General features: G+C 40.7%; 12 protein-coding genes. 6 read left to right on the top strand and 6 right to left on the bottom strand.

Annotation, left to right across the window (positions count from 1 at the left end; genetic code table 11):
• Window positions 1-16 precede the first annotated feature (16 nt).
• Window positions 17-3,382, bottom strand: a complete 3,366-nt coding sequence (locus tag FW757_RS06245) for an ATP-binding protein (RefSeq protein WP_446440992.1) — start codon at window positions 3,380-3,382, stop codon at window positions 17-19.
• A gap of 165 nt (window positions 3,383-3,547) precedes the next feature.
• Between FW757_RS06245 and FW757_RS06240 the strand changes: the two genes are divergently transcribed.
• From FW757_RS06240 to FW757_RS06230, 3 genes are all read left to right on the top strand, one after another.
• Window positions 3,548-5,839: a penicillin acylase family protein gene (locus FW757_RS06240; protein ID WP_182767396.1), complete on the top strand. Its 2,292-nt coding sequence runs from the start codon at window positions 3,548-3,550 to the stop codon at window positions 5,837-5,839.
• A 308-nt stretch (window positions 5,840-6,147) separates the two neighbouring features.
• Window positions 6,148-7,680 carry a bifunctional GNAT family N-acetyltransferase/carbon-nitrogen hydrolase family protein gene (locus FW757_RS06235; protein WP_145239976.1) on the top strand — a complete coding sequence of 511 codons (1,533 nt, stop codon included), beginning with the start codon at window positions 6,148-6,150 and terminating at the stop codon, window positions 7,678-7,680.
• Complete coding sequence (locus FW757_RS06230; protein WP_087531228.1) at window positions 7,680-7,997, top strand: DMT family transporter; 318 nt, start codon at window positions 7,680-7,682, stop codon at window positions 7,995-7,997. The genes FW757_RS06235 and FW757_RS06230 overlap by 1 nt, the downstream gene beginning before the upstream one ends.
• 56 nt (window positions 7,998-8,053) lie before the next feature.
• Here the strand turns inward: FW757_RS06230 and FW757_RS06225 are convergent, their stop codons facing one another.
• Entirely contained in the window at window positions 8,054-8,935 is an 882-nt protein-coding gene (locus FW757_RS06225; protein ID WP_145239974.1) for a DMT family transporter, read from the bottom strand.
• A 273-nt stretch (window positions 8,936-9,208) separates the two neighbouring features.
• Here FW757_RS06225 and FW757_RS06220 point away from each other — a divergent pair, with 273 nt between their 5' ends.
• Window positions 9,209-9,592 (top strand): MAPEG family protein, encoded by a 384-nt coding sequence (locus tag FW757_RS06220; protein WP_145239972.1) that lies wholly within the window; start codon window positions 9,209-9,211, stop codon window positions 9,590-9,592.
• Window positions 9,593-9,739: 147 nt separating this feature from the next.
• Here the strand turns inward: FW757_RS06220 and FW757_RS06215 are convergent, their stop codons facing one another.
• From FW757_RS06215 to FW757_RS06205, 3 genes are all read right to left on the bottom strand, one after another.
• A complete protein-coding gene (locus tag FW757_RS06215) occupies window positions 9,740-10,951 on the bottom strand; it encodes a M56 family metallopeptidase (protein ID WP_182717479.1) in 1,212 nt (403 codons plus the stop codon).
• Window positions 10,952-10,960: 9 nt separating this feature from the next.
• Window positions 10,961-11,335: a BlaI/MecI/CopY family transcriptional regulator gene (locus FW757_RS06210; RefSeq protein ID WP_145239968.1), complete on the bottom strand. Its 375-nt coding sequence runs from the start codon at window positions 11,333-11,335 to the stop codon at window positions 10,961-10,963.
• A gap of 81 nt (window positions 11,336-11,416) precedes the next feature.
• Window positions 11,417-12,109 carry a pseudouridine synthase gene (locus tag FW757_RS06205; protein ID WP_145239966.1) on the bottom strand — a complete coding sequence of 231 codons (693 nt, stop codon included), beginning with the start codon at window positions 12,107-12,109 and terminating at the stop codon, window positions 11,417-11,419.
• Between the two features lie 85 nt (window positions 12,110-12,194).
• On the opposite strand from FW757_RS06205, the gene FW757_RS06200 reads away from it, so the two are divergent.
• Window positions 12,195-12,500, top strand: coding sequence for a DUF6482 family protein (locus tag FW757_RS06200; protein ID WP_145239964.1), 306 nt, complete (start codon window positions 12,195-12,197; stop codon window positions 12,498-12,500).
• A 46-nt stretch (window positions 12,501-12,546) separates the two neighbouring features.
• Window positions 12,547-12,957, top strand: coding sequence for a GNAT family N-acetyltransferase (locus FW757_RS06195; protein ID WP_182739439.1), 411 nt, complete (start codon window positions 12,547-12,549; stop codon window positions 12,955-12,957).
• On the opposite strand, the gene FW757_RS06190 is transcribed toward FW757_RS06195, so the two are convergent.
• Entirely contained in the window at window positions 12,950-13,306 is a 357-nt protein-coding gene (locus FW757_RS06190) for a HopJ type III effector protein (protein ID WP_145239960.1), read from the bottom strand. The genes FW757_RS06195 and FW757_RS06190 overlap by 8 nt on opposite strands.
• Window positions 13,307-13,309: the final 3 nt, after the last annotated feature.

Genomic DNA, 13,309 nt, shown 5'->3' with positions numbered 1-13,309 from the left:
GCCTTAGCTTACACCTTTATTGTTTACCAAGCCATTGTTGCAGTTTCGGATTAAGCGCATCAAAATCGAGTGGTTTGGTTAGGTAATCAGTCATTCCTGCACTGAGGCATTTATCTCTATCGCCTTGCATAGCATTTGCGGTTAACGCAATAATAGTTACGTTTTTGTAGTATTCACCCGCATCCCCATTACGGATAGCCTTAGTTGCTTGGTAACCATCCATTTCTGGCATCTGGCAGTCCATTAACAATAGCTTGTATGGTTCTGTGGTTTTGCTTTTTAGTTTTTCAATAGCTTCCAGACCATTTTCAGCGATATCAAAATTAATGCCTGCTTGTTTTAGTAATGCACAGGCAACGACTTGATTTACTTTATTGTCTTCTACCAGCAGGATTTTGTCTTGATTTACAAAGTGTGTATTGTTGATTGCAATACTTGCTGGTAGTGCATTGTTATTTTGTTGTTGCTCGATAAATTTTTCATTCGCCAAAGAATCAAACAAGTCCGAAGGCGTTAGTGGTTTAAAAATCATGCAATCGGCTTCGATTGGCAAGTTTGCATGTGCTTCTTGTGAGAAACTCATTGGCGCCATAAGGATCAGTTTTACGTGATGCTCGCTTAGGTAAATTTTCAATGCATTAATTGCAGCAGCGTCGGCTTGCTGAAAAAAGCTATAATCAAGCAGCACAGCATCAATCAATTCATCGCTCGAATTGAGATAATAACTCAAGGCTAGGTAGTTTTTGAGGATATGCGCACGCGCTCCCCACACGTTTAGCTGTTTTTGCGCAATTGAGCTATTTAACGGGCAAGTATCGACAATTAAAATATGTTTGTTTTTAATTAAATGACTCGGTAAGTCTTGTTCTTTACCCAGTAGCGGCTGTACTTTAATGGAAAAAGTAAAGGTACTGCCTTGGCCATAAACACTCGTGACATTGATTTCTCCATCCATCAAATTACAAAGCTGCTTAACAATCGCCAGGCCCAAGCCTGTGCCGCCATATTGGCGAGTAGTTGAGGTATCGGCCTGAGTGAAAGAATCAAATAATGAAGCTTGTTTGTCGGCTTTAATACCAATACCGGTATCAATAATTGAGCAATCTAAAAAAGTCCCGTTAGTGGTATTTTTTAAGTTTGCGCTCACGATAATTTCACCATTATGAGTAAATTTAACGGCATTACCGAGTAAATTATTAATAATTTGGCGAAGCCTATTTGGGTCACTAACAATCTTATTTACATTAATTTTAGTGGCATCTAAAATCAGTTTAGTATTATGTTGCTCTACTTTAAGGGCAAATGACTCGACCACTTCACCTAGTAATTTCGGTAAATTAAAGGCAATCTCTTCGATATCTAATTTACCAGCTTCAATTTTTGAGAAATCCAGAATATCGTTAATTATATTAAGCAGCGATTGTGCTGATGATTGTGCTAATTCAATATGGTGCGTTTGCTGAGGATCTAACTTAGTTTGTTGCACAATATTAAGCATCCCGAGCACACCGTTCATCGGGGTGCGAATTTCGTGGCTCATGCTCGCTAAAAACTCACCTTTAGCGGTTACAGCTTGTTCCGCTGCTTCTTTTGCTGTGACTAATTGTTGCTCGGTTTCTATACGTTGCTCGCTAGAATATAAACTGCCAATTAAAGCGGCAACGGCAATTAAAAAGCTTTCTTCGTTACGCGACCATGCCCGCGGATACTGACAATGCTCAGCACAAACAATACCAATCGCCCCGCTTCCAGTAGGAATAGATACACAAAGCATTGATTTTATATCGAAAGGAGCTAAATAGTGCGCTGTAAGCGGGGCTGTAAATTTATTGCTCAGTGCATTTGAGGCGCGGATCACAGCTTGATTATCAATCGCTGTAAAAAAATCATTTAACTCAGTTTGCTGCCATGCTGGTAACGCAGTGTTCTTTGGGGTGTGTTTACCATGATGGGCAAATGATTGCAGTTGATCTCTTGCATCATTGAACAGCCATATACTGGCACGTTCAACATTAAATGCATCGCAAATTGATTGTGTAATAATATCTTTTGCTTGTTTTAAATTACCAGTTAGCACTGCGTTATTAACGGTAAGTGAGGCGAGTACCTCATTGTGCAAAGCAGTTTTACTGCTTTCTAATTCAATGCATTTACGGACGTTTATATCTTGTAAAGAGCCAAAAATCTTAATACAACGGCCATTACGGATTTCGGCCTCACCATGCACTAACACCCATAAAGCATTACCTTTAGAATCGATAACTTCGAGCTCAACTTCGTAACTTTCACCATATTTAATCGCTCGCTCAACGAGCTTTTTTATCGTGTCACGGCTTTCGCCTTCTTTAAAGTAAGTAAAGTTCGTTGGCCAATTCGGTTGTTCGTCTAGCGGATATTTGAAAATGTTTTTGGTCATATCTGACCAATATACTTGTTGTGTTTCAAGGTTAAATGACCAAGCGCCAATTTTTGCAAGACTACTCATTGTCACTAGCATTTTTTCATTTCTTAGCTGGCGATTGAGCATTTTTAAGAATAATAAAAAGGCTAAAATTAATAGCCCGCAAATAGTAAATATTGCTAATCTCAGCGGCCAAATCGCAGAATTTGGAGGTGCCCAACCAACTTTAGGAGTAACAAAAATTTCCCACTCGCCACCTTGAAAGGTTAAAGTAAATTCCAGAGGGGTACGCTCTAAAATATCCGCTTTACCACGGAAAAACTCTCCTTTTAGACCCAAGCCATTGCGTCCTTGGATGGCGACATCATAGTCTTCTTCTAGTTCGAAAATACCCGCTCTTTCATATATTTTGTCTATGTCGAGTACCACCGAGAGCAGTCCCCAAAAATGGTTGTCAGGGGGAAGGTAAACAGGGACTCGGGCAATTAATGCCTCACCACCTTGCACTAATGTAAGTGGGCCTGCCATAACTATTTCATTGTTATCACGCGCACGAATTGCATCTGCACGTTGTGCTTTGTTCTCTAAAAAGTTTAGCCCTATGGCTTTTTCATTGCCTGCCAATGGGTAAGTCATGCGGATCACCATATTAGGTGCACCACCGATATTGCGTAATTCAGATGAGGTGTCGAATAATGGTGCGGCAATTTGGGCAAAACGTTGTTGATCTAAATTAGGCTCTGCAGCAACTGCAACAGCTAAACCACGCACTAATTGAATATTCGATACTAATGTTGATTCAAGTTGAGTTCGGTAGCTACTTACTTCAGATAAAATTAATAGTCGATGAGATTCTTGGGCACGTTTATAACTGATCTGATCAAGCACTAAACTGATTAATAAAATAAAAACGAGCGAGCACCAAAATATCAGTTTAAATTTGTAGACTTGTTTGTGATCATCTGTTTTTAACAATGGCATTAGCGACTTGTGCTTTTATATTTGGCTGTTCAACTATAGTCAATTTATCACGGAAATAAAAATAGTCCGATCAATTGAGCTATTTGTTTTTTTATTTAAATTACCGCACTTTTTTCATAAAACTATGGTTATGATAGAGCTAATCAAGAGTAAAAGGACTGGTTCATGTTTAAAATTATCAAGTGGTTGGTGTTAGCAATCGTAATTTTAGGATTAGCTGCAACAGCAGTTATTTATGGTGTACTGTCAGTTAGCTTACCGGCGCTTGATGGTAATGGGCGTAGTAACCACGTCAGCCAAGCGGTAAAAATCTCCCGAGACCAACTGGGTCAAGCAGTTATTTCAGCTGAGAACCGCCTTGATGCTGCGTATGGTTTAGGTTTCGCACATGGTCAAGACCGATTTTTTCAAATGGATTTGTTGCGCCGTAATGCTGCAGGTGAATTGAGTGAACTGTTTGGCAAAGCAGCATTAGGTTTGGATAAAAAAATGCGCTTCCACCAGTTACGAAAACGCAGCGCTGCGATTGTTGAGCAATTGCCTCAAGCAGATCAAGCATTATTAACAAGTTATGCCGCTGGCGTTAACGAAGGCTTAGCACAGGTAGGTTTTAGCAGTTTTGAATATTTACTAACAGGCGCTGAGCAAAAGCCTTGGCGCAGTGAAGACAGTTTGTTAGTGATTTACAGTATGTACTTAGATTTACAAACGGCGACCTTCGAACGTGACCAAGCGTTAATTCAAATTGCCGATATTTATGGCCCAGAAATGGTCAGTTTTTTAACTCAACCCAGTCAATATCAAGCGGCTTTAGATGGCAGCACACTCGCACCTTATAATTTAACTATTCCTGAATTTCCTAAGCAAACCTTACAAGCTTTACTCAGGATTGATGCAAATCAAGAACGTGGTAGTAATAACTGGGCGGTGACTGGGCAGTTAACTACCACAGGTGCTGGGATGCTGTCGGATGATATGCACTTGTCGATGGCGGTGCCGGTTATTTGGTATCGTGCGCAACTTAACTATGCAATGTCAGGAAAAGTGAGCCAAGTGACAGGGGTTTCCTTGCCTGGCGCACCAGCAATTGTGGTGGGAACTAATAACAATATTGCCTGGGGATTTACTAATGGTTACCTCGATACTGCCGATTGGGTAGCATTAACTGATAACAGTAAAACATGGCAAGAAGTTGAGCAAATAGCACTACCCGATGGGTCAATTGAAGAATATAAGCTGACATTGAGTGAGTATGGTCCAGTGCGAGAAATAAATGGCAAGCCTTATGCGCTTAGCTGGGTTGGCCATCAACCTTATGCAGTCGATATGGATTTATTGAAATTAGAACAAGCAACAACTGTCGATGACGCGCTGCTGATTGCCAGTGAAGTGGGTATTCCAGTACAAAACTTAATGGTGGTAGATAGCCAAGGCAATGCGGGTTGGAAAAATATGGGAGCCATTCCAGGGCGTATTAAGCCCAGTGAACTAGCTGTTCAGGAAAATGACTACTCAACACTTTGGCAGCATAATGAACAGCAAAGGCCGGAAGTTAAAAATCCTGTTGATGGCCGTTTATGGACTGGGAACTCTCGCGTTGTATCGGCTTTGGATGACCAGCGTTTTGGTAATGGTGGTTATGCCTTGGGAGCACGATCTAGTCAAATTCGTGATAGATTGTATGAAAAGCAACATTTTAATGAAGCTAATTTTAACCAGTTGCAGCATGATAATCAGGCGCGCTTTTTACAACCGTGGCATAGCTTATTGCTGCAACAGCTTAATAGAAATAGTTCGGCTAATCAGCAGTACATAAAAGAGTTAGAGAACTGGCAAGGTTGCGCCTGTGCAACGTCAATAGGCTACACGCTGGTTAGGCGTTATCGTGATGAAGTTATCAATAGTGTATTTACGGCTATGCAAGCAAATTTACAGGCTCAGGGCGGTTCATTAAAGTATGTTAAACGTGATTTAGAGCCGGCAATATGGCAGCTTATTGAACAGCAACCAGATAGCTGGTTAAATCCACAATTTGCTGATTGGGATGCACAATTAACTGATTCATTTAGTCAAGTTGTCAGTAATTTAAGTAAAGAGTTTGGCAGTAACTTAAAAGGTTGGCAGTGGGGGACAGTTAATGAATTGGTTATTGAGCATCCATTCGCACAGCAAATACCACAACTAAGTAAATTATTAAATATGCCGACAGCGCCAGGATTTGGCGACAGTTATATGCCAGCAGTGCAGGGGCGTAGTTTTGGTGCGTCACAGCGATTTATTGCTCAACCTGGGCATTTAGAAAATGCCATAATGGCCATTCCCGGTGGCCAGTCAGGTCATCCACTATCGCCATTTTATCGCGCAGGATTTGATGACTACGTAGCTGCAAAACCAACGCCGCTATTACCGCAAACACTAATGCATGAGATCACAATATTACCTGCAAATGAGCTTTAAATGAGTAAAGCCACCTTGTTTTGAGGTAGTGGCCGCTTGATTTCGGCCATTACTTTTACTCTTATAAAGTGCAATTAACCTAAGCTTTAGGTCGAAAACCGCTAAACCAGCGTTAATGTTAGCTGAGCAAAGAGGTGTAAAACTAAAAATTTATACCTACTTATACTTACTTCAACACTGTTGTTGGTGCTATCTTAAAAATAAACCAGCGCTAGGTATGCTGCACTAAGCAAGCGTTCAGAGCTGATCACGTATTATGCGCGTATTGAACTATCAAATTTAATGTCCTACGCCTAAAGGAGTTGTGTATGTCGGCAGAAAAAACCCATCTTGAGATTTGTAATTTAACTAAAGAGCAGTATCCACAAGTAAAAACTTTGATGGATCAGGCTTATCCAGATTTAGGTGGTGCATGGCCAAGCCATACTATATTTAGACTGATTGACCAGTTCCCTGAAGGGCAGTTGGGCATGGTGGATGATGGCGTGCTGGTAGGGATTGCGTTGAGTGTGCAAGTTGATTACACGCGCTTTTCTAATCCGCACACCTATGAAGATATTGTTGACGGCCATGACCGGGTATTTAGTGACCCCGATGGTGATGCGCTGTATGGCTTAGATGTGGTTATTTCGCCTACTCATCGTGGTATGCGTTTAGGGCGCAGGCTTTATGATGCGCGTAAAGAATTATGTCGTCAGTATAATCTGCGGGCTATTTTGGCGGGCGGACGTATTCCGCGTTATTACAATCATAGCAGTGACATGAGTCCAACAGAATATATTGCCAAAGTCGATCATAAAGAGCTGTATGATCCAATTTTAAGTTTTCAATTGTCGAATGATTTCCAGGTTAAACGCTTACTTAAAAAGTATTTACCGGAAGATCAAAATTCGGTGGGTTATGCCACGCTACTTGAGTGGAATAACATTATGTTTGAACCGACCGACACGGTACTTGAATCAACGAAGTCGATAGTGCGAGTAGGCGCAGTGCAATGGCAAATGCGCAGTGTTGAGTCGGTTGAAGAAATGCTCACGCAGGTCGAATATTTTGTAGACACAGTGTCTGATTACAAAAGTGATTTTATTCTTTTTCCGGAGTTTTTTAATGCGCCACTAATGGGGCTTACAGAGCAAAGAAATCAGACTGAGGCTATTCGTTATTTAGCCGAATACACGGAGACTTTTCGTGATGCGATGTCGCGTATGGCGATTGAGTATAATGCGAATATTATCACCGGCTCAATGCCGCTTGCTGAAGGCGATAAAATCTATAATGTCAGTTATTTATGCCATCGCAGTGGTAAAATTGACGAACAACGTAAAATTCATATCACGCCTCATGAACAAAATGACTGGGTGATTCAAGGTGGTGACAAAATTGCGGTATTTGATACTGATGCTGGACGCGTGGGTATTCAAATTTGTTACGATGTTGAATTTCCTGAATTGTCACGTATTTTAGCAAAACAAGGTCTCGATATTCTGTTTGTGCCATTTTGGACCGACACCAAAAATAGTTATTTACGAGTACGCCACTGCGCGCAGGCGCGGGCCATTGAAAACGAATGCTACGTGGTTATTGCCGGATCGGTAGGTAACTTACCAGAAGTTGAAAGTCTTGATGTGCAGTATTCACAATCAGCGGTATTAACACCGTCTGATTTTTCGTTCCCTCATGATGCTACGCTTAATGAAGCAACCCCCAATACTGAAATGCTGTTATTTAGTGATTTAGATATGGATAAATTAAAAGTTCTGCACAGTGAAGGCACGGTGCGTAACTTAAAAGATCGTCGTGAAGATCTGTACGATGTAATATTGAAAAAGAGAGAAAATTAATGGCGTGGATTTATTTAATTATTGCAGGCTTGCTGGAAATTGGCTGGCCTGTAGGATTAAAAATGTCGCAAGAGGGTGAAAATCGCTGGTTAGGTATTGGCATTGCAGTGGCGTTTATGGTCGCCAGTGGTTTTATGTTATGGCTGGCACAGCGTGATATTTCGATGGGGACTTCCTACGCTGTGTGGACAGGTATTGGCGCGGCAGGAACATTTTTAGTAGGGATACTATTTTATAATGATGCAGCAACATTCGGCCGTATTGCCGGTGTATTAATGATTATTAGCGGCGTTATCACATTGAAAATCAGCCATTAATTCAGTGAATTAAAAAATCGAAAGGCGGCCACGTTGCAGTGAGCCGCCTTTGTTGTTTATATCGAAGGTAACATGACTAATACTGCGGCTATAGCAATTAACACCAGCCCTGCGGTATCTTGACGTTTTAAAGGCTGCTTGAGCCATAAAACTGAGATCAAGATTGTAAAAAATACTTCTACTTGCCCTAAGGTTTTGACATAGGCAACATGCTGTAAACTCATCGCACTAAACCAACCAATCGAGCCTATGCAGCTAAAAAAACTCACCGCACTGGTGGTTTTTTTATGGTTCCACATAGCGCGAAATGTTGAGCGTTCCCTTACTGTAATATAACCACATAGCATGATAGTTTGCAGGCTGATAATAAGCAGTAAAACCCATGCTGCGGAATAAGGAAACGACAGACCTGAGTTTAGGCTTGCTTCGCGTATCCATGATGAGGAAAGTGCAAATGCTGTCCCACAGGCCAAGCCTAGTAAGGCTGTTTTTAAGCTAAAGTGCTTAATGTTAGCAATTCCACTTAATAGTAATACTGCAATTGAGCCAATAAACACGCCAAGCCAGCCTAATAAAGATAGCGTCGCGCCAAAAAATAATACTCCTAGTATAGCCGCAACGAGAGCTTCACTTTTTGCAAGACCAGCACCAACAGCAAAGTTATTCATTTTAAATAACGTCACCATTAATCCTGTTGCAATAATTTGCACTATGCTCGCGCCGACAATGTAGCTAATAAAAGCTAGGTTGAAGGTGGGCAAGGGAGCATCTTGATAGAGATATAATGAAATGAGGTATGCCAAAGCAAGTGGGCTTGCAAGTATAAAGCGCGCTAAGGTGACGCCTGCAACACTCACATGCGCACTTAGTTTACTTTGTAAAGCGTTGCGCCACGACTGCATAAAAGCGGCTAAAATAGTTAAAAAGATCCAAGTCATAATGAAAAAACAGCAATTCACAGAGGCGGATAAGTTACCAGTGCCAGGGCTCTAAAGCGAACTAAGATTCCATAAAATGAAAATATCTTTGCTGCGACAATATGCCACAGCTGCAAATCCAACTTTTTGGGCTATAGTTATCGCGATGTTATTGTTAGTCGCAATGCCTTGTATTTATTTCATATAAGTCATTGCGGCTTTTTTATTACTCAAGTCAATTACGCGATCAGTTTAGCTGTGCTAAGTTAATGAAAACTATGATTAGGAGTAACGATGACGATATTACTTATTTGCGCACTACTTGCTGTACTGATGCCTTACTTTGCCAAGGCCCCCGTGGCATTTGCAATGAACAAGCTCGATGGCTACGATAATAAGCAGCCAAGAGAGCAACAGTCTAAGCTCACCGGATTTGGCGCAAGGGCGCTGGCAGCACATCAAAATTGTTTTGAATCATTGGCCGTGTTTGCTGTAGCGTTAGCCACCGTGCTGGGCACCAATAATGTTCACCAAGTTACTGAGCTATTAGCCATTACTCATATTATTGCCCGCGTTCTATATTGTGCTTTTTACTATCTAAATTTAGACGTACTGCGTTCTTTATCATGGCTGGTTGGTTTAGCTGCTGCAGTCGCTATGATTGTTGTGTGCTTGTAATACCAATCGTGTTAAGTTACTGACCATTTATTTAGCTCGCTAGAATGGTTAAATATTTAAGTCGATTGGTATAAGCTTTGTTTTTTAAAACGCTAAAGCAAGCGGCTTCAATAAGGCGCTTGCTTTAGGGTCTTTGGTTGTTAAAATTTACTTAGCCGCAACAGTCACCTTTTCAATCAGTTGTTCTGATTTGTAATTACTGTCAATTGCAAAGTCTAACTGTACCAATACATCTTTAAAGCCTGAATTTGAAGGCTTATATTGCCATTGCATTAGCGCTTTTTTTGCCTCTTTATCGAATACTCTTTCAGGTTTGGCATTCACAACCGACACATTTTGTGTCTTTCCGGCTGGGCTAATATCGTATTTTAATACTACTGAACCGCTGATACCTTGTTCAGCTGCCTGTATCGGGTAAATAGGCTCAATACGCATGATGGGTGAAATAGCTTGCACCTTACTTATTGCTTCAGGTTGTTTTGCGATAGCAAAGCTGCTGATCATACCCGCTGCAAAAATAAGTAAAGCGCCTTTGGCAATCATTGAGCTATTGCCGGTGTGTTTGATTTGATTGAGTCGTTGTAACATCGTGTTTTTATCTCCATAGTGTGAGTAAGCTATTAACCCTGCACGGCTATTTGCTGCACAGTTGATCAGAGCTTTACTGTATAAAATGCGTTGTTGAGTAGTTTTATTGGTCAGTACTTTTTCGTCGCACGACAGCTCTTGCAAGCGTCTAAAGCTCATGTAGCCAAGCCAAGCCAGTGGATTAAACCAAATCAGCAATGTGGCCATTAATGCCAGCGCATTAAATAAATTATCGGCGCGTTTTATATGTACTTTTTCATGTTCAATGATCAGCGTTAACGCAGTGCTATCAATGTGTTGTGTATAGGCGGTTGGTAGGACTAGCTGATTACTGAATAGCCCTATAACCATTGGTGTACTAACGGCGCTACTTTGTAATAGTTGCATGTCGGGATGTGCGTCAATCAGCACTTTATCATCAAGATTGGTTAATCGTAATTGGTTGATAAACCGCAGGTGTACCACGATGGCAGTTAACGCCAGTATGCTAAATATAGCGCTATAAACTAGTACCCAACTAATACTAATCGTTGTTGAAAAACCTTGCTTGGGGCTGATCAGCATAGTGCTAATAACGTTGTTTGGCAGCGGCTTAAAATGCTCTGGCATATTTGCTAGCAGTAATGTGATTGGTAACATTAGCCATAACTTATAGACAAAGTTAGCATTGAGCCATTTTAGTGAATAGCGTTCTAAAACCAGCAAACTGAGTATCAGTAAGCTGATTAATAGTTGCTGCTCAAGAAGCCAGTTAAAGGTGTTTTCTAACATATTAAGCCCTTACTTTTGCTGTTTTTCCCAGTCATCAATCACCTTTTTAAGTTCGTTGATGTCTTGTTGAGAAAGTTGCTCAGATTTAGCAAAACCGCTGACTAACGGCGCGATACGGCCACTAAAAAAACGCTCAATAAAATTTTGACTTTCTTTTAGCGTGTATTCAGCGCGTTCCATGCAAGGAGTGTAAATATACTGGCGGCCATCTTTTTCAAAGCTGAGTGCGCCTTTTTTTACTAATCGACCGAGTAAGGTTTTAATGGTTTTTTCGTGCCATTGTTTATCATCGCTTAAACGCTCGATAATTTGGCTTGCTGTAGCAGGGTAGTTCAGCCAAAGTGCATCGAGCACTTCAAATTCTGCTTTTGATAATTCAATCATATATATATTGCCTACAGGTGTAATCTTTAACTTAAGATTACACCTGTAATCAAACTTTGCAACTATTTTATATAAAAATAATTAGTTTTTTAAAATGTCAGATTTATTTATTTTACGATAGGTATTTTCTGGCAGGCTTAGGGTGGCCAAATTAAGCTCGGCAATTTGTTCTCGGTAAAGGTCAATCACTTTATAGCCACAGTAATGGGCCATTTTTCGGATTTGGCGATTCAGCCCTTGCTTTAAAATAATACTAAATTGGCAGTCGGCTACTTTCTCCACGGTGCATGGCAGTGTGATATGTTTATCAACAGGCACACCATTTGCCATTTTTTGGCTAAAGCCATCATTAAGCGGTTTATCAACAGTGACTAAATAACGTTTTGGCTGGTGGAAGTCAGGATGGATCAGCTGATTACAAAACTCACCATCATTAGTCAGTATTAACAGACCACGAGAATCTTTATCTAGCCTGCCAATGGGGTATACGCGGGTGTCTGTTGGTAGATGGTGAATTAAGCTGCTAGGGTCATGTTGATTGAGTTTACAATCAATTCCTACCGGTTTGTGATAGGCATAATAAACGCGCGTTGCTTTACCTTGTACACGCGTGTTATTGACGCGTATATCGTCGTTATCATCAACGTGATCAATATGATTGGCTGGGCGGTTATTTACGCTCACCACACCTTCATCAATCAGCCGCGAGGCTTGTTTACGAGAACAAACGCCAGCATGGGCAAGGTATTTAGCTAGACGAGTTTTCTCGCTCATAAATTAAGTCGCTTCGGTTTAAATTGATCAAAGTATATCAAAGCAACGTACAGATAACTTAATCCACTGTAAAAAGGGTTTCACCATGGCGATAAAATTATCAGAACTTAAAAACCATCAGCCTTTGCAAAAAGTTATTGTTCACTCATTGGAAATGGCTTTATACCAAGTGTCGGTGATGATCAACAATGTTGAGTATTATGTAACGGATGAGCAAGGGGAGTTTATTCGTGGCTTAAGTCCATTGCATATTCAAAAACGACTCGACCACCTTAGTTATGCGCAAATGGTATTGCGTCATACCAGTGCATACGATGAAATGTGTGGCCAGAGTGAAAAAGTGGGCAGTAATATGCTTGAGGTGCCTTACGGTAAAAATCATTTATATTAACTTGCTAGTCATTTAAACTGACCTTTTAACTTGGTAAAAAGCGACCATGTATCAGTTTGAAAATGATGATTCACAGGTATTAGAACAGTTATTGCGTGAGCAAATAGTTGCTTATAATCAAGCTCACTTTGATGCACAAAGACTGCCATTGGGGTGTAAATTTGTTGATGAAAATCAGCAAGTGGTGGCGGCTGTAGCTGCTCAATTATTTGGTAACTGGTTGCAAATAAATTGGCTTTGGTGTGATGAAAAAGCACGCGGTCAAGGCCTAGCTAGTACGTTACTTAGCGCGATCGAATTAAAGGGTAAGCAGTTAGGTGCGCTGCAAGTTCAGCTTGATACTTTAGATTTTCAAGCTAAACCATTTTATGAACATCGTGGTTATGAAGTTAAATATCAACTCGATAATTATCCTCGCTCTGGCACCCGCTACTTTATGGAAAAATCACTTAGTTAGCTGTTAATGGTTCGCCATCAAAAGTAATGCCCAAGAAGGGGGTTACTTCTGGTGCTAACATAAATGTGCGAATGTTCATGTGATCGTGCTCATTAGGATTGCCAAGTACATCATCACGATAAAACGCGCCAAAGCAATCTAGAGTATTTTGTTTACTTAGTTGGTTTAGTTTAGCAAAAGCAAAAATTTTACATGAGCCATTATTTTCACCAACGGCACTTTTTAAGCCGTGGTTATTGAATGCGCAGGCTGTAAAAGTATAGTTTGCTTCAATCACTGCCATCGTATCGGCAAATGCAATGGTGTGTGGCTCATTAGCCAGACGGCTTAAAAAATCGTTGAGTGTCATAGT

This window comes from Pseudoalteromonas sp. 1181_04, assembly GCF_052850545.1.
Note: the sequence above shows the minus strand (reverse complement) of the source record. Positions and strands in the feature narration are given on the sequence as shown.

Coding starts and splice junctions, on each gene's coding strand:
- FW757_RS06205 (WP_145239966.1), bottom strand. CDS start 12,109: ATGAGCGAGAAAACTCGTCTAGCTAAATACCTTGCCCATGCTGGCGTT.
- FW757_RS06200 (WP_145239964.1), top strand. CDS start 12,195: ATGGCGATAAAATTATCAGAACTTAAAAACCATCAGCCTTTGCAAAAA.
- FW757_RS06245 (WP_446440992.1), bottom strand. CDS start 3,382: ATGCCATTGTTAAAAACAGATGATCACAAACAAGTCTACAAATTTAAA.
- FW757_RS06235 (WP_145239976.1), top strand. CDS start 6,148: ATGTCGGCAGAAAAAACCCATCTTGAGATTTGTAATTTAACTAAAGAG.
- FW757_RS06240 (WP_182767396.1), top strand. CDS start 3,548: ATGTTTAAAATTATCAAGTGGTTGGTGTTAGCAATCGTAATTTTAGGA.
- FW757_RS06215 (WP_182717479.1), bottom strand. CDS start 10,951: ATGTTAGAAAACACCTTTAACTGGCTTCTTGAGCAGCAACTATTAATC.
- FW757_RS06210 (WP_145239968.1), bottom strand. CDS start 11,335: ATGATTGAATTATCAAAAGCAGAATTTGAAGTGCTCGATGCACTTTGG.
- FW757_RS06230 (WP_087531228.1), top strand. CDS start 7,680: ATGGCGTGGATTTATTTAATTATTGCAGGCTTGCTGGAAATTGGCTGG.
- FW757_RS06225 (WP_145239974.1), bottom strand. CDS start 8,935: ATGACTTGGATCTTTTTAACTATTTTAGCCGCTTTTATGCAGTCGTGG.
- FW757_RS06195 (WP_182739439.1), top strand. CDS start 12,547: ATGTATCAGTTTGAAAATGATGATTCACAGGTATTAGAACAGTTATTG.
- FW757_RS06190 (WP_145239960.1), bottom strand. CDS start 13,306: ATGACACTCAACGATTTTTTAAGCCGTCTGGCTAATGAGCCACACACC.
- FW757_RS06220 (WP_145239972.1), top strand. CDS start 9,209: ATGACGATATTACTTATTTGCGCACTACTTGCTGTACTGATGCCTTAC.